The sequence below is a fragment of the endosymbiont of Ridgeia piscesae genome (assembly GCF_001443665.1).
GTDB classification, from domain to species: Bacteria; Pseudomonadota; Gammaproteobacteria; order Chromatiales; family Chromatiaceae; genus Endoriftia; species Endoriftia persephonae.
In genome coordinates this window covers 99,713-121,257 of record NZ_KQ557121.1, presented here as the reverse complement: position 1 = coordinate 121,257, position 21,545 = coordinate 99,713, and the positions used below count along the sequence as shown (strand labels likewise).

Here is a 21,545-nt window from a genome sequence, read left to right as displayed (position 1 = left end):
AACGTCAGGAATTGTCGCGTGTTGAAAGGAATTCTTGTCCTATCAACGAGTTATCTTCATTTTTTCTGTTCTTACTGAAAGGTGCAAAGAATCCCGACGGTAGTGTTGATTGCGTGCCCCTCAGCTTTACTTGTTCTCAAAACTTGGGTCATCCCACCTTATATATCAGGGCATCGCGCTTCTCATGTGTTGCAGATGTGGTGTAGAGAAATCGATATCCCGTTCGCTGGGCGCGCCTCGCCTCTATATTGGCCCCGGTCCCATGCTGCTCTGCTAATGCCCTAGCAAAATTGATCTTTCCCTGCCGCTCAGTTAATTTACCCGCCCTTGTCACCTATTAAGAGAGCAGAGGTCCCCGTGTCCACGTCCGAGATGGAAGAGTTCCCAAGAATCAAGCGCTTGCCGCCCTATGTGTTCGCTATTGTCAACGAACTCAAGGCAGCGGCGCGGGCGCGGGGCGAAGACATCATCGACTTTGGCATGGGCAACCCGGATCAGCCGACGCCACAGCATATCGTCGACAAGCTGACCGAGGTGGCGAACCGCAACGACACCCACCGCTACTCCATGTCGAAGGGCATCCCGCGACTGCGCCGGGCGATGAGCCGCTGGTACAAGAACCGCTACGATGTGGACCTCGACCCCGAGACCCAGGTGATCGCCACCATCGGTTCCAAAGAGGGGCTGGCCCATCTGGCGCTGGCCTGCGTGGGCCCGGGCGACTCGGTGCTGGTGCCCAACCCGGCTTACCCGATCCACCCCTACGGCTTCATCATCGCCGGTGCCGATGTGCGCCATGTGCCGATGCGCTCCGATGTGGACTTCTTCGAGGAGCTGCAGAAGGCGATCGAGGACTCCTGGCCGCGGCCGAAGATGCTGGTGCTCAACTTCCCCGGTAATCCCACGACCCACTGTGTCGAGCTCGACTTCTTCGAGAAGGTGGTGGCGATCGCCAAGCAGCACAATATCTGGGTGATACACGATCTGGCCTACGCCGACATCGTCTTCGACGGCTACAAGGCCCCCTCGATCCTACAGATCCCTGGTGCCGAGGATATCGCGGTCGAGTCCTACTCTCTGTCGAAGAGCTACAATATGCCGGGTTGGCGAGTCGGTTTCATGTGCGGCAACAAGACCCTGGTGGGAGCCCTGTCGCGGATCAAGTCCTACCTCGACTACGGCACTTTTACACCGATCCAGGTGGCGGCTATCGCTGCACTCGAGGGGCCGCAGGAGTGTGTGGAAGAGATCCGCGACATGTACCAGCGTCGTCGTGATGTGCTCTGCGAGGGGCTCTGCCACATCGGCTGGCAGGTGGAAAAACCCAAGGCGACCATGTTCGTTTGGGCGCCGATCCCTGAACCTTATAAAGAGATGGGCTCGCTGGAGTTCTCCAAGAAACTGCTTCAGGAGGCCAGGGTGGCGGTCTCGCCGGGGGTCGGTTTCGGCAGTCACGGCGACGACCATGTGCGCTTCGGCCTGATAGAGAATGAACACCGCACCCGCCAGGCAGTGCGCGGCATCCGTGACATGTTTCGTCGCGACGGTCTGATCAAATCCTGAGTCCGCTCAGGGTCGAATTGAAATTGAAGGAGAGTAAGCTTGAATCCGGTCAAAGTAGGTCTGTTGGGGTTGGGCACCGTCGGCGGCGGTACCCTGAATGTACTGACCCGCAACGCGGCAGAGATTGCGCGCCGTGCCGGACGTGGCATTCGCATCACCCACGCTGCTGCCAAGGCCTATGATGCCGACAGCTTGCTGGGGCTGGATCAGGTCGAGGTCTGCGACGATGCCTTTGCGGTGGTCGACAACCCGGAGGTGCAGATCATCGTCGAGCTGATCGGCGGCTACTCCCCGGCCAAAGAGCTGGTGCTGAAGGCGATTGAGAACGGCAAACACGTGGTTACCGCCAACAAGGCGCTGATCGCCATGCACGGCAATGAGATCTTCGAGGCGGCGCAGCGCAAGGGCGTCACCGTGGCCTTCGAGGCGGCGGTGGCCGGCGGCATCCCGATCATCAAGGCGGTGCGCGAGGGGTTGGCGGCAAACCGGATCGAGTGGCTCGCCGGTATCATCAACGGCACCGGCAACTTCATCCTCACCGAGATGCGCGACAAGGGGCGCGACTTCGATGATGTGCTGAAGGAGGCCCAGGCGCTGGGCTACGCTGAGGCCGACCCCACCTTCGACGTGGAGGGGATAGACGCGGCGCACAAGCTGGCGATTCTCGGCTCGATTGCCTTCGGCATCCCGCTCCAGTTCGACAAGACTTACACCGAGGGCATCACCCGAATTGAGCGCCAGGATGTGGAGTACGCCAACCAGTTTGGCTACCGCATCAAGCATTTGGGCATAGCCCGCAAGACCGACAAAGGTGTGGAACTGCGCGTACACCCGACCCTGATTCCGGAGCGACGCCTGATCGCCAATGTTGATGGGGTGATGAACGCAGTGCTGGTGCAGGGCGACGCGGTGGGTCCGACGCTCTACTATGGTGCCGGCGCTGGTGCAGAACCCACCGCCTCGGCGGTGGTGGCTGATATCGTCGACATCGTACGCGCCCTCACCACCGATCCGGAGAACCGGGTGCCGCACCTGGCGTTCCAGCCCGGCGAGCTGGCCGACCTGCCGATCCTGCCGATGGAACAGGTCGAGACCGCCTACTATCTGCGCATCCAGGTGGAGGACAAACCCGGTGTGGTGGCGAGCATCGCTGGCATCCTCGGCGATGCGGGAATCAGCATCGAGGCGATCCAGCAGAAGGAGCCGGCGGAGGGCGAGAGCCTGGTGCCGCTGGTGATGCTCAGCCACCGGGTGGTGGAGGGGCAGATGAACCAGGCGATCGCGCAGATCGAGGCCCTCGATAGCGTCAGCGGCCAGGTGATGCGGATCCGTGTTGAGCAGCTCGACGCCTGAGCGAATTGAAGCGCCAGATCAGCTGCAGTGGTCTGGCCAAACGATATTTAAAAGTATTTTAGGAGCCATCATGCCATTCAGATCCCGTTATACCGGCCTGATCGACAAGTACCGCGATCGCCTGCCAGTGCACGACGACACCCGCGTCATCTCCCTCGGTGAGGGTAACACCCCGCTGATCCGTCTCAACAACATCCCCCGCACGCTCGGCAAGGATGTGGATATCTACGTCAAGTATGAGGGGCTCAACCCCACCGGCTCGTTCAAGGATCGCGGCATGACCATGGCGGTGACCAAGGCGGTGGAGGAGGGCTCTACCGCGATCATCTGTGCCTCCACCGGCAACACCTCGGCATCGGCGGCAGCCTATGCGGCACGGGCCGGCATCACCGCCTTTGTGCTGATCCCCGAGGGTAAGATCGCGATGGGCAAGCTGGCCCAGGCGATGATGTATGGCGCCGTCACCCTGCAGATCCGCGGCAACTTCGACGACGGTATGCAACTGGTGAAAGATATCGCCGAGCACGCCCCAGTGACCATCGTCAACTCGATCAACCCGTTCCGCCTGCAAGGGCAGAAGACCGCCGCCTTCGAGATCATCGAAGAGCTGGAGTGCGCCCCCGACTACCACTGCCTGCCGGTGGGTAACGCGGGTAACATCACCGCCCACTGGATGGGCTACACGGAGTATTTCGAGCACGGTAACGTTAACAACAAGCCGACCATGGTGGGTTATCAGGCGGCTGGTTCCGCGCCCTTCATGCGCGGCGGTCCGGTGAAGGATCCGGATACCATCGCCACAGCGATCCGCATTGGTAACCCCCAGTCCTGGGATAAGGCGTGGACGGTGCAGAAAGAGTCGGGCGGCTGGTTCGATGAATGTACCGATGAGGAGATCCTGGCGGCGCAGAAGCTGCTGGCGCAGACTGATGGCGTGTTCTGCGAGCCCGCCTCCGCCACCTCCCTGGCCGGTGCGCTGCGCGACATCAAGTCGGGCAAAATCCCCGAGGGCAGCAAGGTCGTTTGCACCCTCACTGGCAACGGCCTGAAGGATCCTGACACCGCCATCAAGCAGTCGACCTCGCCGGTGATGACCATCGACGCGGAGCTGGAAGCGGTGAAGCGCGCGATCCTCGACAATATGGCTGACTAATCAAAACCCGCAGGAGCGCCGCTTGAGGTGCGAAGGCTGAGCCAGTCTGTTCGCGCCGCCAGCAGCGCTCCTGCCCGTTTTATCTCTATGGCGAAATCCAACGCCGAACTCCATCTGCTGATCCCCGGTCTGTTGGGACCGATGCCGAATCTGGCCGCTTCCGGCCGGCTGCCGGCAATCCCACTGATCGAACGCCTGCTGGCCCGAGCTGACCAGGTGCCGGTGGAGGGCAGTGATTTTCCATCAACCCTGTTCGGCCTGTTCGGTATTGAAGCGGAAACCGGGCATGATCTGCCCCGTGGTGCGGTGGATCTGCTGGGTGATGGCATGGCTCCGGGGGATAGCTTCTGGGTGCGCGCCGACCCGGTGCATCTGCGTCCCGATCGCGACCGGCTGCTGCTGTTCGACAATCAGCTGTTGCAGATTGAGCAGCAGGAGTCCGAGACGCTGCTGGCGCTCTTCAATCGGCACTTTGCCGACGATGGCCTTGAGCTGATCGCCCCCCACCCCGATCGCTGGTATCTCCGCCTTGCTGAGGCTCCCGATCTGCAGACCCGGCCGCTGGAGTCGGTGGTGGGGCGCAATATCGAGATGTTTCTGCCCCAGGGTGGCGATGCGCGCCACTGGCACAGGCTGCTGAATGAGATGCAGATGCTGCTGTTCAATGCGGAGCCCAACCGTCAGCGCGAGCTAGCCGGGCGGGTCGCGATCAACGGACTTTGGCTGTCGGGGGGCGGGCGCCTGCCGCGGTCGCCGAAGCCGCGCTTTGCAGCTGTCTGCTCGGATGATCCGACCGCACTCGGACTGGCGCGGCTGGCGGCTGTCGATCTGCATGCCGATGAGCGGGATGGATTTATCGCCAGCGATGGAGCAACCCTGCGTACTTGGTCTGCTCTGCTTTCCCCGGTGTTGAATGCCGACCCCTACCTCTGGATCGAGGCGCTTGAGCAGTTGGAGGCAGAAGTGGCGAGTTTGCTGCGACAGGGTGGGTTCAGGCAGCTCACCATCTATCCCTGCACTGGTCGTGGCTATCGGATCACCTCTGGCGCCATGCGTCGTCTCTGGCGTCGGGCCCGGCCGATTCTGCAACTGTTGGAGAGTAACCATCCATGAGTGATCTGATCAATGGCATCCATCATGTCAGCTTGATCGTGGCAGATACCGACACCGCACTCAGCTTCTACTCCGGTCTGCTGGGGCTGGAGTCGATCAAGGCTCGTCCTGATCTGGGCTTTCCAGGGGCCTGGCTGGCCCTGGGCGAGCAGCAGATCCATCTGCTGGAGTTGCCCAATCCTGATCCGGTCGCGGGGCGTCCCGCTCATGGGGGGCGGGATCGCCATTTGGCGCTGCAGGTCGCTGATCTCGACAGACTCAAGGCACGGCTGGAGCCGGCCGGTGTCGCCTATACTCTGAGCCGCTCCGGACGGCGTGCACTCTTTTGCCGCGACCCCGATGGCAACGCGCTGGAGTTTGTCGAGACTCCGCTCTCTGCCTCATAACCTTCTCTTCTAAACAGGAACTCTTGAAATGCGCTATCAAGCTATTCTGCTGGGAATGCTGCTTGTCCTCGTGCTGACTGCAGTGATGATCGGCCTGGCTCTGCTGGCTGGCGCCACTCAGGCGACTGGCCCGCAACTGCTCACCGCCTCGGCGCTGTGGATCCTGGCCGGGTTCCTCTGCGCCACGAGCAGCCGGGAGGCAGGCATGCTGCATGCACTGATCGCCGGCCTGCTCGGGGCGTTGCTGATAGCCTGGCTTGTCTCTTTTATGGTAGATGCCACCGGTAGTCTGTTGCTGAAATCTCTCGCTACCCGTCCCCTCTTCATGTTCGTTATCCTGGGCGGATTTTGGGGGTCGGTGGGTGGCATGATCTGGGAGATCGTGCGCGTTGTGAAGTTGAAGAAGGCGGCGAAGAGAAGCGTGCGACGTGAGTGATCGGGTAGGAGACGGTCGCTGCAGGCGGGGCGCGACTGTGCGTGCGGGTAAAAGAAACCCCCTTTCGGGGGCTATAAGTGCTGCTCAGAGGAGGGGCTAGCAAATAGGCTTTTCAGTAGCAGTTGCCGTGCTGCTATGGCAGTGCTACTCAGCTCTCTTTGTTGAAGAAATCCTAAACCTTGCTCGGAATGGCGACCGTGACAAGGGTCACAGGAAATAAATTCGCGTTGAAAGGGGGCGGGAATGGAGGTCGGGTTCTGCTTCAGATTGTGACAGCTCCAAGTGCATGGCCGGTGCTTCGCTGATCGATGATCTGCAGTGGTTCATGACTGATGCCGGCTTGGTCGAGATCCGCATCGAGCCGAAGGATAGCTCGCGGGCGTTCATCAAGGATTGGGCGCCAGGCCGCGGCGTGGAGGAGTATGTTGTTTCGGCCAGCATTAAGGCGATCAAGCCCTGAGGTCGGCTCACTCCTCGGGTGTCTTTGGCAGTCGCTCGGTGATAGAGCGCCGCAGGCACTCCAGCTGTTGCTCTTCTTGCAGGGGTTGTTTGTCGCGGTCGGTGATGAAGAAGATATCCTCCACCTGAGCTCCGATGGTGGAGATCTTGGCGTGCTGCAGGCTGATGCCGCAGGCGAGAAAGGTCTGCCCGACTTCGGAGAGCAGGCCAGGTCGGTCGAGGGTGACCAGCCGCATGGTGGTGCGGTGGTGGGTCAGATCCTGGGAGAAGAAGATCCGGGTTGGGGTGTCGAAGCTCTTGTGCTGGCGCGGGATGCGGCGTTGCACTCGGAAACAGTCGACCTCCGTCTGGCTCATGCCGAGGCGCATGCTGTCGAGGATCTCATTGGTGCGCTCACCTGGTGTGACCGATGAGCCATCCTCTTCCAGGACCAGGAAGGAGTTGAGTGAGTAGCCCTGACTGGTGCTCATGATGCGTGCGTTGACGATAGAGAGGCCGATCTGGTCGAGCAGGGTGGTGCTGAGGGCAAACAGGTTGTCCCGTTCGATGCCGTAGTAGATCACCTCGGTGCCGCCGCGATGTTCGGTCTGGCGGATCGCGATCAGTGGCAGTTCGCTCTTCGGGGTGTCGAGGATCAGGCGGCTCTGGCTGCAGATGGCGTTTACCGAATGGGTCAGGAAATATTCGGGGTTGTAGCTCTGCCAGAGCTGCTCCAGGCGCTCCTGAGAGTAGCCTTGTGCTATCAGTCCCTGGCGCGCCTCCGCCTGCTTTTCACTGATCAGCTCCTCCTGCGCCAGCGGGTTGCCGAGGCCGCGCTGCAACAGCTGTCGGGTTGATGTGTAGAGATCGCGCAGTAGGGCCTCTTTCCAGGAGTTCCAGCGTTTTGGATTGGTTGCCTGGCTGTCGGCAACGGTGAGTAGGTAGAGGTAGTCGAGCCGGTTCAATTCTACCACTTGCTCGGCGAAAGCCTGGATTACCTCGGGGTCGCTGATGTCCTTGCGCTGCGCAGTCATCGACATCAGCAGGTGGCGGCGTACCAGCCAGGCCACCAGGCGGCTATCGTACTCGCTGAGGTGGTGGCGGCGACAGAATTCCAGGGCGTCCTCCTGCCCCAGCTCCGAGTGGTTGCCGCCGCGTCCCTTGGCGATGTCGTGGAACAGTGCGGCGAGATAGATCAGCTCCTGCTTGGGCAGATTCTGCTGTAATTGGCTGCAGAGCGGGTATTCATGGTTGTGGCTGGGTACCGCCAGGCGCCGCAGATTGCGGATCACCATCAAGGTGTGTTCGTCCACCGTGTAGACGTGGAACAGGTCGTACTGCATGCGCCCAACAATATTGGCAAACGCCGGGATGTAGGCGGCGAGCACGCCGTAGCGGTTCATGCGTCTGAGCTGTTCGGTGATGCCTTCGGGCTGGCGCAGGATCTCCATAAACAGGCTGGTGGCCTGGATATCCTGACGGAATGCGTCGTCGATCAGGTGGCAGTGGTCACGGATTAGGCGGATGGTGCGGGCGCGCACCCCTTTCAGCTCGGCATGCTGCTGCAGGGTCAGAAACAGCTCCAGCAGGGCGATCGGGGTGTGCTTGAAGATTTCGGGGCTGCTTGCCTCGAGGAAGCCGTTGCGTTGCTGGAAGCGGCGGTTCAGCTGCACCGGCTCGTCCAGCCGATTTTTCAGCAGGATCGCCTCCTGAAACAGCTGCAGCAGCATCTCGTTAAGGCGGCTTAGCTCCATCACGGTGCGGTAGTAGAGCTGCATAAATTGCTCTACCGCCAGGTTGGCCGAGTCGTCGTCATAGCCGAACTCAGCGGCTAGCGCGCGCTGATGCTCGAACAGCAGACGGTCCCCGGCGCGTCCGGTGAGGGTGTGCAGGGCGAAGCGCACCCGCCAGAGGAAGTTCTGGCCCTCGATCAGAGTGTTGTACTCATCCAGGGTGAGAAATTCGTGCAGCACGAGATCCTGCAGGGTCTCGGCGCGGAAGTGGCGTTTCACCACCCAGCCGATCATCTGGATATCGCGTAGGCCGCCTGGTCCCTCTTTTATGTTGGGTTCCAGGTTGCTGACACTGTCTTCATATTTGGCGTGGCGCGCCTGCTGCTCCTTCCACTTTGCCTCGAAGAACTCGCGGCTGTTCCAGATCCGGTCGGGACCGGTGGCCTCGCGCATCGATTCAAACAGCGCCAGAGGGCCGGTTAGCAGCCGCGACTCCATGATGTTGGTGGCGACGGTGATGTCCTGCTCCGCCTCGCGCACGCAGTCGGTGATGGTGCGCACGCTCTGACCTACCTCCAGACCGATGTCCCAGAGGGCGGTGAGAAACGCCTCCAGCGGCTCCCGCTGTTGTTCGAATGCGGCCTCGTTCTCGAGCAGTAGCATCAGATCGATATCGGAGGCGGGGTGGAGTTCGCCCCGGCCATAACCCCCCACTGCCACCAGCACGACTCCACTGGCGTCGCTGAAATGGTGGCGCCAGGCACGGACCAGCAACTCATCGATCAGTCGGGCGCGGGCGCGGACCAGCTGATCGATCGCCACACCCTTATGATATTTTTCCTGAATCAGCGCCGTACCCTGCTTCAGGGTGGTCTGGAATTTGGCGAACGGAAAGGTGTCGGCCTGCAACGCTTGATCCAGTGGCTGAAAGTCAAATTCAATCTTGGGCATGGATGTCAGTGACCGCTGGCGAATTGGGTCTCGTTCTGGCGCAGGGTGAGTACCTCGCAGCCTTCGGGTGTGATCAGCAGGGTGTGTTCGAATTGGGCTGAGAGGCTGCGGTCGCGGGTCACTACGGTCCAGCCGTCCGGGCGCAGCTTCACATGGCGTTTGCCTGAGTTGACCATCGGTTCGATGGTGAAGCACATGCCGGGTTGCAGCACCAGGCCGGTGCCGGGGCTGCCGTAGTGCAGCACCTGCGGGTCTTCGTGAAACTCCTTGCCGATGCCGTGGCCGCAATATTCGCGTACCACCGAGTAGTTGTGCTGTTCGACAAAATCCTGGATCGCATGGCCGATGTCGCCCAGCTGGGCGCCGGGCTTGGCCTGCTGGATGCCGATCCACAGCGCCTGCTGGGTGATATCCATCAATCGTTTCGCCAACACACTACCTCCACCGACCAGGAACATCTGGCTGGTGTCGCCGTGGTAGCCATCCTTGATCACGGTAATGTCGAGATTGATCAGGTCGCCCTTCTTCAGCCGTTTCTCGTTGGGTATGCCGTGGCAGACTACCTGGTTGACTGAGCTGCAGATCGATTTGGGGAAGCCCCGGTAGTTGAGCGGTGCCGGGATCGCCTGCTGCTGATGGACGATGTAGTCGTGGCAGATCTGGTCGAGCTCTGCGGTGGTGATGCCCGGTTTCACGTACGGCTCGATCATCTCCAGGACCTCGGCGGCAAGATGGCCCGCAACGCGCATTTTTTCGATTTCCTGGGCGGTTTTGATGGTGACGCTCATGGGCTTGAATTTGGTTGGTGGTCCGGGGGATACAGCCACATGAAGCGGCGGGAGGGTTTGTCGCAGTCCGGCGGGTATGGTATAAAACGCCCCGCCGAATCGCAAACGGTTCGCATTATTGTGGTGGCAGGCGCAGATCGTGCCGCGGTCCACCAAATCCGCACATACATCGACACATGTACCGGGGTGCTCAGCAGCATTGCTGCAGGGTCGGGGCATGGGGTGTATGGAGGCCTAACCCGATACAATCAGGAGATTTATATGAGCTCTGTATCTATGCGCCAGATGCTTGAGGCTGGTGTGCACTTTGGTCATCAGACCCGCTACTGGAACCCGAAGATGAGTCCTTACATCTTCGGTCATCGCAATAAGATTCACATCGTGAATCTTGAGAAGACCCTGCCCCTCTACAACGATGCGATGAACTACATCGGTTCTCTCTCCGCCAACGGCGGCAAGATTCTGTTTGTCGGCACCAAGCGCGCTGCCCGTGATGCGGTCCGCGAAGAGGCGCAGCGCTGCGGCATGCCCTTCGTTAACCATCGTTGGTTGGGCGGCATGCTGACCAATTTTAAGACCATCAAGCAGTCGATCAAACGTCTGAAAGAGCTTGAGGCGATGTTCGAGGACGGCAGTGTCGAGCAGCGCTTTAACAAGAAGGAAGGCTTGGGCCTGAAGCGTGAGATGGAGAAGCTCGATCGCAGCATCGGCGGTATCAAGGATATGGGCGGTCTGCCCGATGCGATGTTTGTCATCGATGTGGGCAACGAGAACATTGCTGTGGCTGAGGCGCGCAAGCTCGGTATTCCGGTGGTCGGCGTGGTCGATACCAATAACGACCCAGATGACATCGATTACGTCATTCCCGGCAACGATGACGCGATCCGCGCGGTCCAACTGTTTGTGCAGGGCGCCTCTGCGGCAGTCTTGGAGGGGCGCGCCAGCGCGGCCCATGTGGCGGCATCTGGCGCTGGGGATGAGTTTGTCGAGGTCAAAGACGACAACGCGTAAACCCCGACAGCGATATTCTGCTCAGACCGGATCCGCGTGGTAGACGCGATCCGGTCGCTTTTCGTTTGAAGTTACGAATCTACAGAGGTAGGACAGAACATGGCGATTACAGCCTCTCTGGTTAAAGAGCTGCGCGAGCGTACCGGCGCAGGCATGATGGAGTGCAAGAAGGCACTGGTTGAGACGGATGGCGATGTTGAGGCCGCGATCGAAGCGATGCGCAAGTCCGGTCAGGCGAAAGCGGCGAAGAAAGCCGGCCGAACCGCGGCTGAGGGCGTCATCGTGATCAGCTTCTCTGATGACAACAGCAGCGCGGTGATGGTTGAGGTCAACTGTGAGACCGACTTCGTCGGCAAGGACGAGAACTTCACCTCATTTGCCGACGCAGTGGCCGAGCGCGCCCTCAGCAGCGGTGCTGAGGGTGTCGCCGCGCTGATGGAGCGGTCGCTGCACGAGGGCGAGGAAACCACCGTCGAACAGGCCCGCGAGGCGCTGGTGTCGAAGCTGGGTGAGAACATGAACGTGCGTCGCTTTGCCCGCCTGCAGAGCAGCAAGGGCAGCCTGGTGAGCTACCGTCACGGTGTGCGCATTGGTGTGGTGGTCGAGCTGGAGGGTGGCGACGAGGCGCTAGGTAAGGATCTGGCAATGCACATCGCCGCTACCAACCCGGTCTGCCTGGATGCCGACAGCATGCCCCAGGAGATGCTGGCGAAAGAGCGTGAGATCGTCACCGCCCAGGCACAGGAAAGCGGTAAGCCCGATAACATCGTCGAGAAGATGGTGGAGGGGCGGATGCGCAAGTATCTCGCCGAGAACACCCTGCTGGGACAGGCCTTTGTCAAGGATCCCGACCAGAGCGTGGAGAAACTCCTCAAGAGTCGAGGTGCTTCGATCATCCAGTACCAGCGTCTGGAGGTGGGCGAGGGCATCGAGAAGAAGCAGGAGAACTTCCGCGACGAAGTGATGGCCCAGGCCAAACTCTGATGCGAAATCTGGCCGCGGGCCCACCAGGGGCGGCGGCCTAGTCTTCCAATCCCTACAAAACAAGGAATGCGGTAAACCATGTCGGAACTGATCTGCCAGCGGATTCTACTCAAACTCAGCGGTGAGGCCCTGATGGGCAGCGGCGACTTCGGTATCGATCCGGATGTGATCGCGCGGGTTGCCGGCGAGGTCAAAGAACTGAGCGAGGCTGGCGTGCAGGTTGGCATGGTGATCGGCGGCGGCAACATCTTCCGCGGCGCCGGTTTGGCCCGGGGCGGCATCGACCGGGTCACCGGTGACCACATGGGGATGCTGGCGACAGTGATGAACTCGCTGGCGATGGCGGATGCACTGCAGCGCGTCGGTGTGCCGACGCGGGTGATGTCGGCGCTGGCGATGCCGGATGTCTGCGAGGGCTTCACCGCTCGTCAGGCGCGCGCCTGTCTGGCGGCTGGCGAGGTGGTGATCCTGGCGGCCGGCACCGGCAATCCCTACTTCACTACTGATTCCGCCGCCTCGCTGAGGGCGATTGAGATCAAGGCCGATCTGATGATCAAGGCGACCAAGGTGAACGGCGTCTACTCCGCCGATCCGGTGAAGGTGGCCGATGCTGAATTCTATCCGGTGCTCAGTTACGATCGAGCGCTGGCAGAGAATCTGCAAGTGATGGACGCAACGGCGATCGTGCTCTGTCGTGACAATGGCATGCCGTTGCGTATCATGAATGTCAACGAACATGGTGCCCTGATGCGTCTGATGCGCGGAGAGGCGATCGGCTCCTTGGTTGAGAGCGGAGAGTGAGATGATCGACGATATCAAAAGCGATGCAGCAACACGCATGGACAAGAGTGTCGAAGCGCTGCGCAACGAGTTGGCCAAGATCCGCACCGGGCGGGCCCATCCGAGCCTGCTCGACCACATCAAGGTCGACTACTATGGTTCCGAGACGCCACTCAATCAGGTGGCTAACATCAACATTGAGGATGCTCGCACCCTGGCCGTGACCCCCTGGGAGAAGACCATGGTGCAGGCGGTGGAAAAGGCGATCATGACCTCCGACCTCGGCCTCAATCCGATGTCGGCGGGCACCGTAATCCGGGTGCCGATGCCGCCGCTTACCGAAGAACGCCGCAAGGACATGATCCGTATAGCGCGCAATGAAGCGGAGGGAGCACGGGTGGCGGTGCGCAATATCCGCCGCGACGCCAACCACGATCTCAAGGATCTGGTGAAAGAGAAGATGATCTCCGAGGACGACGAACGCCGTGGTCAGGAGATTATCCAGAAACTGACCGATCAGCACGTCAAGACTATCGATGAAGTCCTGGCGGTAAAAGAGAAAGATCTGATGGAGTTCTGATCGTCAAGGCGAGATTAGCAACAGGATTTCAGCTCCTTATGAGCACAGCAGGCCAGACCGACAGCACCGGGACGCCCCCCCAGCTCCCCCGGCACATTGCAATCATTATGGACGGCAATGGTCGCTGGGCAAGGCAGCGGGGTTTGCCGCGCTACGCTGGCCATCCCGCCGGTGTCGAATCGGTGCGCAAGGTGGTGGAACACTGCGTGCAGCAGGGCATAGAGGTGCTCACCCTGTTCGCCTTCAGCAGTGAAAACTGGCAGCGGCCGAAGAAAGAGGTCGGCTTGATCATGGATCTGTTCATCCGCGCCCTCAGAAAGGAGGCGCGACGCCTGCACCGCAATGGTGTCAGGCTGCGGGTGATCGGCGACCGCACGGCCTTTCCGGAAAAACTGCAGCAACGCATCCATGAGGTGGAGGCGCTGACTGCGGCGAACAGTGGCCTGATATTACAGGTGGCGGCAAACTACGGCGGCCGCTGGGATATCATTCGCGCGGCGCGCCGACTGGCCTGGCAGGCGGCTGCCGGTGAGATCGATGTCGATGCTATCGACGAGCAGGCACTGGCGGCGCAGCTTGCCTTCCCTGATCTGCCTGATCCCGACCTCTTCATCCGTACTGGCGGCGAGTGCCGTGTGAGCAACTTTCTGCTCTGGCAGGCGGCCTACTCCGAGCTCTACTTCACCGATCTGCTCTGGCCTGAGTTCGATGCCGCTGCCCTCGACGCGGCGATTGCCGACTATTCCCGTCGGCAGCGTCGTTTCGGTCGCACCGGCGAGCAGGTGGTGGAGACGCAATCGGCCAAGGATCTCTGAGCACATGCTCAAACAGCGCCTGCTGACTGCTCTGATACTGGTGCCGCTGGTGGTGGCGGCGGTGCTGTTGCTCCCAAGCCTCTATCTGGCGATGCTGCTGGGGCTGGCTCTGGCGCTAGGAGCTAATGAGTGGGGGCGGCTCTCGGGTCTTGGCTTCTGTTTGCACCGCTCCCTCTATATCTTGCTGGTCACTGTTGCGCTGCTGGCGGTATCGCTGCTGTTTGATCAGCACGGCTGGGTCATGCCGTTGCTGAGTCTGGTGGTGCTCTGGTGGTTGTTTAATATCCTGCGATTGTGGCGTTACCCGGGTGGCGTGAGTCGCGAGGGTTTTAGCTCGCTACAGGCGGCCGAAGGGCTGTTGGTGCTGGTGCCGACCTGGTTTTCGTTGGTCTACCTTCACTACACCGCAGAGCGGGGCCCCGGCCTGATGCTGTTCCTGCTGGTGCTGATCTGGGGTGCAGATAGCGGTGCCTACTTTGCCGGCAGGCGCTGGGGGCGGGTCAAGCTGGCACCGCGGGTCAGCCCGGGCAAGAGTCGAGAGGGGGTCTATGGAGCGCTGGTTAGTGCGCTGCTGCTGGGACTTTGGCTCGGCTGGTGGCTGGAGGCGCCGCTGGCCGACTATCCCGGACTGCTGCTGCTCTGTCTGCTGACCACGATTTTCTCAGTAGCCGGCGATCTGTTTGAGAGCCTGATGAAGCGTCAGCGCAGCATGAAAGACAGTGGTACGCTGCTGCCGGGCCACGGTGGCATGATGGATCGGATCGACAGCCTGACCGCGGCAGCTCCGGTGTTCGTTTTGGGTCTGATAGTGATGGGCAGAGTGTGATGAAAGGGCTGACGATTTTGGGTTCCACCGGTTCGATCGGAGTCAGCACCCTGGACGTGGTGGCGCGCCACCCGGATCGCTATCGTGTGGTGGCGCTGACTGCCAACCACGATGTGGAGGGGATGCTTCAACAGTGCCAGGCGTTCCGCCCGCAGGTGGCGGTAATGGCCGATGAGGCTTCGGCGGAGGCGTTGGCCGGGCGGCTGAGGGATGAGTCGCTGAACACCGAGGTGCTCTCTGGTGTGGTCGGCTTGGAGCGGGTCGCTTCGATGCCCGAGGCTGACTATGTGATGGCGGCGATCGTCGGCGCCGCTGGGTTGCTGCCGGCGCTGGCGGCGGTGCGCGCCGGCAAACGGCTGCTGCTGGCCAATAAGGAGGCGCTGGTGGTCTCCGGGCATCTGTTTATGGAGGAGGCGCGCCAGCATGGCGCCGAGATCCTGCCCATCGATTCGGAGCACAACGCGGTGTTCCAGTGCATGCCGGCCGACTTTGAGCGGGGGCTGGCGCGGGTCGGCGTGAAAAAGATCCTGCTGACCGCTTCCGGCGGACCGTTTCGCCGCAGCAGCCTGGATGAGTTGCGCGCGGTCACCCCGGAGCAGGCCTGCGCCCACCCTAATTGGGAGATGGGGCGCAAAATATCTGTCGACTCCGCCACCATGATGAACAAGGGGTTGGAGGTGATTGAGGCCTGTTGGCTGTTCCGCACCTCACCAGAGCAGGTCGAGGTCGTGCTGCATCCGCAGAGTGTGATCCACTCGATGGTGGAGTACAACGACGGCTCGGTGCTGGCGCAGCTGGGTAATCCTGACATGCGAATCCCTATCGCCCACGCCCTGGCTTGGCCGGAGCGGATCGAGTCGGGGGTCGGCAGCCTCGATCTATTCGCGGTGGCGCGGCTCGATTTCGAGGCCCCAGACACCGAGCGATTCCCTTGTCTGCGCCTCGCCTATCAGGCGATCGATGCGGGCGGTACCGCGCCGGCGGTGCTGAATGCGGCGAATGAGGTGGCGGTGGCACGCTTCCTTGAGGGAAATCTCGACTTCCTTGGCATCCCACAGGTGGTGGAGCAGACTTTGAATGCCTTTGCCGTCGAACCGGCAGAGACTCTCGAACTGCTGCTGGAGCAGGATCACCGCGCACGGGAGTATGCGGAACAAGTGGTGCGGGAAAGGGTCTGACGCCCTGACTGCCGGAGGTTTCGATGGGTTCCCTATTGTTTACGCTACTCTCTTTTCTGCTCGCGCTGGCGATCCTGATCGCGGTCCATGAGTTTGGCCACTTCTGGGTGGCGCGCAAGCTTGGGGTTAAGGTGCTGCGCTTCTCGATCGGTTTTGGCCGCACTCTGTGGCGTTGGCAGGGCAAGCGGGATGGGACCGAGTATGTGGTGGCGGCAATCCCGCTGGGTGGCTACGTCAAGATGCTGGATGAGCGTGAGGCGCCGGTCCCTGAAGCGGAGCTGGGTCGCGCTTTCAACCGGCAATCGTTGGCGGTGCGCAGTGCCATCGTGGTGGCCGGTCCGCTATTCAACTTTCTGTTTGCGATCCTCGCCTTCTGGCTGATCTTTGTCAGTGGCGACACCGGTCTGAAGCCCCTGGTGGGGAGTGTCGAGGCGGAATCGCTGGCGGCGCAGGCCGGTTTTGAGGTAAATGATCAGATCCTGGCAGTGGACGGTGAGGAGACTCTCACCTGGGAGAGCGTCGTCTACGCGTTGCTGGCGCAATCGATCGAGCATCAGCGCTTGGCGGTAACTACTGAGGATGAGTCGGGGCGTCAGCGGGTGCGCTGGCTTGAGACCAAAAATCTGCATCAGATGGCAGAGGATGGGCAGCTGTTGTTGCGTCTGGGGCTGGCCCCGAAGCGCCCCCATCTGCCGGCGGTGATCGGTGCTCTGCTGCCGGGTGAGCCGGCTGAACAGTCTGGTCTGCAGGTGGCGGATCGGCTGCTCAGCGTTGATGGCGAGCCGCTGGCCAGCTGGAGCGCCTGGGTGAAGTATGTACGGGCCCATCCTGCGTTGCCGATGCAGGTCGAGGTCGAGCGGGGCGATGAGCGGTTCTTTGTCGAGCTGACACCTGCGAAGATCGAGAGCGAGGGCAAGCCGATTGGGCGCATTGGCGCCAGCGTGCAGGTGCCTGAAGGGCTGATGGATGAGTTCCAGGTGGAGGTCAGTTATCCACCGGTGGAGGCGCTGGGTAAGGCGCTGCAGAAGAGCTGGGATCTCTCCTCGCTGATGCTGAAGATGCTCGGCAAGATGCTGGTCGGCGAGGTCTCGGTGAAGAACCTGAGCGGGCCGATCTCGATCGCTGAGTCGGCTGGCAAGTCGGCCAGTTACGGGCTGGTCTATTTTCTCAAGTTTCTGGCGGTGGTGAGTATCAGTCTCGGTGTGCTCAATCTGCTGCCGGTGCCGGTGCTCGATGGCGGTCATCTGCTGTTTTTCCTGCTCGAGGCGGTGAAGGGCCGTCCCCTGTCGGAGCGGTTTGTTGAGCAGGGGCAGAAGATCGGCATGCTACTGTTGTTGGCATTGATGGGGCTGGCGTTCTACGTGGACATCAATCGGCTGCTCGGCTGAAATGCTGTAGGGGGATGGGCGCGGTAGGCTAACCAGGGAAGATCCCTTATACTAGCGCGGCTGTAATAATAACGTCCGGTTTTTCCAACTCTTTTGTTGTCGGGAACGCTGGGGCCTGGAGACAGGCTTTGGTGGTGGGCCGTGCCACACGGATACTAATCAGGTTTTTGAGTCTTTTATGGGTGCGCTGACAAGATCCCTGGTCGGATTTCTGCTGTTCTCTATGGCCGCCGTTGCCGGGGCGGACGCTTTTGTGGTGCGCGATATCCGCGTCGAGGGTCTGCAGCGCATTGCGGCGGGCACCGTCTTCAATTATCTGCCGGTGAAGGTGGGAGAGCGGTTGGAGCCGGGCGATACGGCTGAGGTCATCCGTGCCCTGTTCAAGACCGGTTTTTTTAAGGATATTCGACTGGAGCAGGATGGCGATGTGTTGGTGGTAGTGGTGCAGGAGCGCCCCGCTATTGCCGAGATCAGCTTCGAGGGTAACAAGGATCTGGAGACCGATAAGCTCAAGGAGGGGCTGAAGGAGATCGGGCTGGCCGAAGGTCGAGTCTTTAAGCGCGCCCTGCTGGAGCGAGTGGAGCAGGAGCTGAACCGGCAATACTTCTCCCGTGGCAAGTACGGGGTGAAGATCGACTCCACGGTGACACCGCTGGAGCGCAATCGGGTGGCGGTGGCGATAACGATCTCTGAAGGCGTCTCGGCACGCATTAAGAAGATCAACATCATCGGCAATGATTCATTTGATGACGACGATCTGCTGGATGAGTTCCAGCGCGGTGTGCCGGCCTGGTACGAATTCTTCTCGGACAAAGACAAATACTCCAAGCAGGCACTCGCCGGGGATCTGGAGAAGCTTCGCTCCTACTACCTCGATCGCGGCTACATCGACTTTAAGATCGACTCGACCCAGGTCTCTATCACCCCGGACAAGAAGGACATCTACGTTACCGTGGTACTCACCGAGGGTGATGTCTTCACGATCAGCGAGATCAAGCTGGCGGGTGATCTGGAGCTGCCCGCCGAGACATTCTTCCCGTTGATCCACCTGAAACGTGGCGAGGTCTTCTCACGCAAGCAGACTACCGCTAGTGCGGAGCGCATCAGCAGCAAACTCGCAGACGCCGGCTATGCGTTCGCCAACGTCAACAGCATCCCCGACATCGACCGAGAGAAGCGTGAGGTGGCGATCACCTATTTCGTCGATCCTGGCAGCCGGGTCTATGTGCGTAACATCAACATCAGCGGTAATACCAATACCCGTGACGAGGTGGTGCGGCGTGAGCTGCGTCAGATGGAATCTGCCTGGTTCTCCGGTGGCAAGATCAAGCTGAGCCGCGAGCGGGTGCAGCGTCTGGGCTATTTCGATGAGGTCATGCTGGAGACGCCGGCGGTACCCGGCCGCAATGACCAGGTGGATATCGAGATCAAGGTGAACGAGAAGCCTTCGGGTAACCTGGCGGCTGGTGTGGGCTACTCGCAGAGCCAGGGCATCATCTTTAACGGCAGTATCTCCCAGGATAACTTCCTGGGTACCGGCAAACATGTCAGCGCGGGCTTTGACACCAGTAAGGCCAACCGGCGGGTCAACCTCTCCTATACCAACCCCTACTACACCATCGATGGCGTCAGTCGCGGCTTTGAGGCGATCTTCCAGGAGACCGACTTTTCCGAATTGAATATCTCTAGCTACTCCACCGATGTGAGTCGTCTGGGAGTGAATTTTGGTCTGCCGCTGACCGAGCATGATCGCTTCAGGCTTAGTCTCGCCTATGAACATACCCGTTTTGTGTTGGGGGACTCCCCTTCCGGCGAGGTAATCGACTTCAAGGACCGCAACGGCGACGAATTTGACGATGTGGAGTTGATGGCCAGCTGGAACCGCGACAGTCGCGATAGCGCCATATTTCCCAGCCGGGGCGGGCACCAACGCCTGTCGCTGGAGATGAATGTGCCAGGCAGCGATCTCCAATACTATCGGATCAACTACCGTCATACCCACTATCTGCCGCTGAGCCGTTCGCTGACCCTGCGTCTCAACGGGGAACTTGGCTATGGCGAGGGTTACTCAGGCGGCGAGTTGCCCTTCTTCCGCAACTTTTTCGCCGGTGGTATCGGATCGGTGCGCGGCTTCGCAGAGAATACCCTCGGTCCTAAGGACTCCACCGACAGGGCGTTGGGGGCGAACAGCAAGCTGATCGGCCAGATCGAACTTTTGATGCCGCCGCCAATGGATTCCTTCAGAAAAACCATGCGCTGGGGGGTCTTCTTCGATGCGGGCAATGTGTTTGATCTACGTGATGGAGGCAGTATCGATTGGGATGAGATCAGGATGTCCACTGGCGTAATGGTATCCTGGCTATCGCCAGTGGGCGCATTGGCGTTCAGTCTGGGTTATCCATTGAATGATAAGTCGGGTGATTCAGTCGAGACGCTTCAGTTCAGTTTTGGTACGACCTATTGATGCAGTAGGAGTAAATAGTGAATAGAGTTTTAAAATCTGCTTTTCTGGTGTTGTTGCTAGTCGGCGCAAGCGCCGCGATGGCAGAGGATTACCGGATCGCCTTTGTCAACGCGACCAAGGTGTTTGAGGAGTCCCCCCAGTACCAGGCGGCCCGCAAGCGGCTACAGAAGGAGTTCTCCCGCCGTGAGAAGGATCTGCTGTCGAGCCAGAGCCAACTGAAGCAACTGGAGGAGAAGCTGAAGCGGGACGGTACGGTGATGAGCGAATCCGAGGTCAAACGCCTTGAACGCGACATTCTCTCCCGTCGTCGCAAGCTGAAAAATGCACAGACCGAGTTTCGCGAGGACCTCAACCTGCGCCAGAACGAGGAGTTCAAGAAGCTTCGGACCCAGGTGCGGGAGGTGATCCGCGATGTCGGCAAGGCGGAGAATATCGACCTGATCGTCTCCGACGGCGTGGTCTACTTCAGCAAGCGGATCGATATCTCAGAGATGGTGCTGGAGAAGCTGCGGGAATTGGTTTCGAAATAGCGGGAGGGGTGGGGCATGGGGAGCCGGCTGGGGGATCTTGCTGCCTCTGTTGGGGCGGAACTTCGGGGTGATCCTGAGATCAGGATCAGCGGGGTCGGTACGCTCTCCGGCGCGACTTCCGGCCAGATCAGCTTCCTCACCAACCCGAAATACCGGCACTATCTGGCGGATACCAAGGCCTCTGCGGTGATTCTCTCTGCCGAGGATGCGGAGCACTGTCACACCGCAGTGGTGATCAGTGACAATCCGCACCTGGCCTATGCGCGTATCGCCGCGCAGCTGTTTCCGCCCGCGCGATTTGAGCCGGGCCGTCACCCCAGTGCCGTGGTGGATGAAAGTGCTGCAGTCGATGCCAGCGCCTGGATCGGACCCTGTGCGGTGGTTGGTGCCGATGTGATGATCGGTGCCGGGGTCTATATTGGGCCGGGCTGCGTGATCGAGCCTGGCTGTAAAATCGCGGCGGGATCGCGGCTGGTAGCGCGGGTCACCCTCTGCCGCGATACCGAGCTCGGTGAGCAGTGCCTGATTCACCCCGGTGCGGTGTTGGGCGCCGATGGTTTTGGCCTGGCCAACGACCAGGGGCGCTGGGAGAAAGTACCGCAGCTGGGGCGGGTGCGCGTTGGCAAGCGGGTCGAGATTGGCGCCAACACCACCATCGACCGAGGCGCCCTGGAAGATACGGTACTGGCGGACGGGGTCAAGCTGGATAACTTGATCATGATCGCGCACAACGTGCAGGTGGGGGAAGATACCGCGATGGCGGGGCTTAGCGGCATCGCTGGCTCAACCCGGATCGGCCGCGGCTGTACTTTCGGCGGTGCGTCCGGTGTGGTTGGACACATCAAAATCGGTGACAATGTGCACTTTTCCGGTCAAGCGCTGGTAACCCGCTCCTTCGAACGGCCGGGCTACTACAGCAGCGGCCTGCCTGCGACCGAGAATAGTGCCTGGAAAAGGGCCGTGGCCCGGATCCGCCATCTGGATGATTTTGCCAAGCGCCTGAAGCAACTTGAAAAACAAGTCAAAGAATTGTTGGGTAACGTCAGCCAGCCAAAAGATTGAAGAGTGGGGAGAG

20 protein-coding genes are annotated in these 21,545 nt (G+C 60.5%); 18 read left to right on the top strand and 2 right to left on the bottom strand.

Annotated features, from left to right (window positions below; all coding sequences use genetic code 11):
- Positions 1-372: 372 nt before the first annotated feature.
- From alaC to Ga0074115_RS16450, 7 genes are all read left to right on the top strand, one after another.
- Complete coding sequence (gene alaC / locus Ga0074115_RS05305) at positions 373-1,563, top strand: alanine transaminase (protein ID WP_006475418.1); 1,191 nt, start codon at positions 373-375, stop codon at positions 1,561-1,563.
- Positions 1,564-1,602: 39 nt separating this feature from the next.
- The gene (locus Ga0074115_RS05300) at positions 1,603-2,916 is read left to right on the top strand and encodes a homoserine dehydrogenase (protein WP_057956713.1); all 1,314 of its coding nucleotides are present in this window, start codon (positions 1,603-1,605) and stop codon (positions 2,914-2,916) included.
- Between the two features lie 70 nt (positions 2,917-2,986).
- Positions 2,987-4,069, top strand: coding sequence for a threonine synthase (thrC, locus tag Ga0074115_RS05295; protein WP_057956712.1), 1,083 nt, complete (start codon positions 2,987-2,989; stop codon positions 4,067-4,069).
- 27 nt (positions 4,070-4,096) lie between these two features.
- A complete protein-coding gene (locus tag Ga0074115_RS05290; RefSeq protein WP_060528291.1) occupies positions 4,097-5,182 on the top strand; it encodes a hypothetical protein in 1,086 nt (361 codons plus the stop codon).
- Positions 5,179-5,568, top strand: a complete 390-nt coding sequence (locus Ga0074115_RS05285; protein WP_005959102.1) for a VOC family protein — start codon at positions 5,179-5,181, stop codon at positions 5,566-5,568. Before Ga0074115_RS05290 ends, Ga0074115_RS05285 begins: the two co-directional genes overlap by 4 nt.
- Positions 5,569-5,596: 28 nt before the next feature.
- The gene (locus Ga0074115_RS05280; protein ID WP_057955303.1) at positions 5,597-6,004 is read left to right on the top strand and encodes a hypothetical protein; all 408 of its coding nucleotides are present in this window, start codon (positions 5,597-5,599) and stop codon (positions 6,002-6,004) included.
- 286 nt (positions 6,005-6,290) lie between these two features.
- Positions 6,291-6,464 (top strand): class I SAM-dependent methyltransferase, encoded by a 174-nt coding sequence (locus tag Ga0074115_RS16450; protein ID WP_198295041.1) that lies wholly within the window; start codon positions 6,291-6,293, stop codon positions 6,462-6,464.
- Between the two features lie 7 nt (positions 6,465-6,471).
- On the opposite strand, the gene glnD is transcribed toward Ga0074115_RS16450, so the two are convergent.
- Positions 6,472-9,126, bottom strand: a complete 2,655-nt coding sequence (gene glnD / locus Ga0074115_RS05275) for a [protein-PII] uridylyltransferase (protein WP_060528290.1) — start codon at positions 9,124-9,126, stop codon at positions 6,472-6,474.
- 5 nt (positions 9,127-9,131) lie between these two features.
- Positions 9,132-9,914 carry a type I methionyl aminopeptidase gene (gene map / locus Ga0074115_RS05270; RefSeq protein WP_006475415.1) on the bottom strand — a complete coding sequence of 261 codons (783 nt, stop codon included), beginning with the start codon at positions 9,912-9,914 and terminating at the stop codon, positions 9,132-9,134.
- A gap of 276 nt (positions 9,915-10,190) precedes the next feature.
- Between map and rpsB the strand changes: the two genes are divergently transcribed.
- The 11 genes from rpsB (at position 10,191) to lpxD (ending at position 21,532) form a co-directional block, all read left to right on the top strand.
- Entirely contained in the window at positions 10,191-10,925 is a 735-nt protein-coding gene (gene rpsB / locus Ga0074115_RS05265; RefSeq protein WP_198295043.1) for a 30S ribosomal protein S2, read from the top strand.
- Between the two features lie 99 nt (positions 10,926-11,024).
- Entirely contained in the window at positions 11,025-11,909 is an 885-nt protein-coding gene (gene tsf, locus Ga0074115_RS05260) for a translation elongation factor Ts (protein ID WP_057955305.1), read from the top strand.
- A gap of 78 nt (positions 11,910-11,987) precedes the next feature.
- Entirely contained in the window at positions 11,988-12,710 is a 723-nt protein-coding gene (gene pyrH / locus Ga0074115_RS05255) for a UMP kinase (RefSeq protein ID WP_060528289.1), read from the top strand.
- Position 12,711: 1 nt separating this feature from the next.
- Entirely contained in the window at positions 12,712-13,269 is a 558-nt protein-coding gene (gene frr, locus Ga0074115_RS05250) for a ribosome recycling factor (RefSeq protein ID WP_057955307.1), read from the top strand.
- 38 nt (positions 13,270-13,307) lie between these two features.
- Positions 13,308-14,084 (top strand): isoprenyl transferase, encoded by a 777-nt coding sequence (locus tag Ga0074115_RS05245; RefSeq protein WP_057955308.1) that lies wholly within the window; start codon positions 13,308-13,310, stop codon positions 14,082-14,084.
- 4 nt (positions 14,085-14,088) lie between these two features.
- Complete coding sequence (locus Ga0074115_RS05240) at positions 14,089-14,910, top strand: phosphatidate cytidylyltransferase (RefSeq protein ID WP_057955309.1); 822 nt, start codon at positions 14,089-14,091, stop codon at positions 14,908-14,910.
- On the top strand, positions 14,910-16,088 hold the full coding sequence (ispC, locus tag Ga0074115_RS05235; protein WP_057955310.1) for a 1-deoxy-D-xylulose-5-phosphate reductoisomerase: 1,179 nt from the start codon (positions 14,910-14,912) through the stop codon (positions 16,086-16,088). The genes Ga0074115_RS05240 and ispC overlap by 1 nt, the downstream gene beginning before the upstream one ends.
- Positions 16,089-16,111: 23 nt before the next feature.
- A complete protein-coding gene (gene rseP / locus Ga0074115_RS05230; protein ID WP_060528288.1) occupies positions 16,112-17,476 on the top strand; it encodes an RIP metalloprotease RseP in 1,365 nt (454 codons plus the stop codon).
- Between the two features lie 178 nt (positions 17,477-17,654).
- A complete protein-coding gene (gene bamA, locus Ga0074115_RS05225) occupies positions 17,655-19,940 on the top strand; it encodes an outer membrane protein assembly factor BamA (protein ID WP_057955311.1) in 2,286 nt (761 codons plus the stop codon).
- A 17-nt stretch (positions 19,941-19,957) separates the two neighbouring features.
- Positions 19,958-20,470 (top strand): OmpH/Skp family outer membrane protein, encoded by a 513-nt coding sequence (locus tag Ga0074115_RS05220; RefSeq protein WP_082626724.1) that lies wholly within the window; start codon positions 19,958-19,960, stop codon positions 20,468-20,470.
- 15 nt (positions 20,471-20,485) lie between these two features.
- A complete protein-coding gene (gene lpxD, locus Ga0074115_RS05215) occupies positions 20,486-21,532 on the top strand; it encodes a UDP-3-O-(3-hydroxymyristoyl)glucosamine N-acyltransferase (protein WP_060528287.1) in 1,047 nt (348 codons plus the stop codon).
- Positions 21,533-21,545: the final 13 nt, after the last annotated feature.

Bases quoted from the DNA above. Each gene is read 5' to 3' on its own strand.
- glnD (WP_060528290.1), bottom strand. From the start codon at position 9,126: ATGCCCAAGATTGAATTTGACTTTCAGCCACTGGATCAAGCGTTGCAG.
- Ga0074115_RS05285 (WP_005959102.1), top strand. From the start codon at position 5,179: ATGAGTGATCTGATCAATGGCATCCATCATGTCAGCTTGATCGTGGCA.
- Ga0074115_RS16450 (WP_198295041.1), top strand. From the start codon at position 6,291: ATGGCCGGTGCTTCGCTGATCGATGATCTGCAGTGGTTCATGACTGAT.
- bamA (WP_057955311.1), top strand. From the start codon at position 17,655: ATGGGTGCGCTGACAAGATCCCTGGTCGGATTTCTGCTGTTCTCTATG.
- rseP (WP_060528288.1), top strand. From the start codon at position 16,112: ATGGGTTCCCTATTGTTTACGCTACTCTCTTTTCTGCTCGCGCTGGCG.
- pyrH (WP_060528289.1), top strand. From the start codon at position 11,988: ATGTCGGAACTGATCTGCCAGCGGATTCTACTCAAACTCAGCGGTGAG.
- Ga0074115_RS05245 (WP_057955308.1), top strand. From the start codon at position 13,308: ATGAGCACAGCAGGCCAGACCGACAGCACCGGGACGCCCCCCCAGCTC.
- frr (WP_057955307.1), top strand. From the start codon at position 12,712: ATGATCGACGATATCAAAAGCGATGCAGCAACACGCATGGACAAGAGT.
- ispC (WP_057955310.1), top strand. From the start codon at position 14,910: ATGAAAGGGCTGACGATTTTGGGTTCCACCGGTTCGATCGGAGTCAGC.
- thrC (WP_057956712.1), top strand. From the start codon at position 2,987: ATGCCATTCAGATCCCGTTATACCGGCCTGATCGACAAGTACCGCGAT.
- lpxD (WP_060528287.1), top strand. From the start codon at position 20,486: ATGGGGAGCCGGCTGGGGGATCTTGCTGCCTCTGTTGGGGCGGAACTT.
- rpsB (WP_198295043.1), top strand. From the start codon at position 10,191: ATGCGCCAGATGCTTGAGGCTGGTGTGCACTTTGGTCATCAGACCCGC.
- tsf (WP_057955305.1), top strand. From the start codon at position 11,025: ATGGCGATTACAGCCTCTCTGGTTAAAGAGCTGCGCGAGCGTACCGGC.
- map (WP_006475415.1), bottom strand. From the start codon at position 9,914: ATGAGCGTCACCATCAAAACCGCCCAGGAAATCGAAAAAATGCGCGTT.
- alaC (WP_006475418.1), top strand. From the start codon at position 373: ATGGAAGAGTTCCCAAGAATCAAGCGCTTGCCGCCCTATGTGTTCGCT.
- Ga0074115_RS05240 (WP_057955309.1), top strand. From the start codon at position 14,089: ATGCTCAAACAGCGCCTGCTGACTGCTCTGATACTGGTGCCGCTGGTG.
- Ga0074115_RS05280 (WP_057955303.1), top strand. From the start codon at position 5,597: ATGCGCTATCAAGCTATTCTGCTGGGAATGCTGCTTGTCCTCGTGCTG.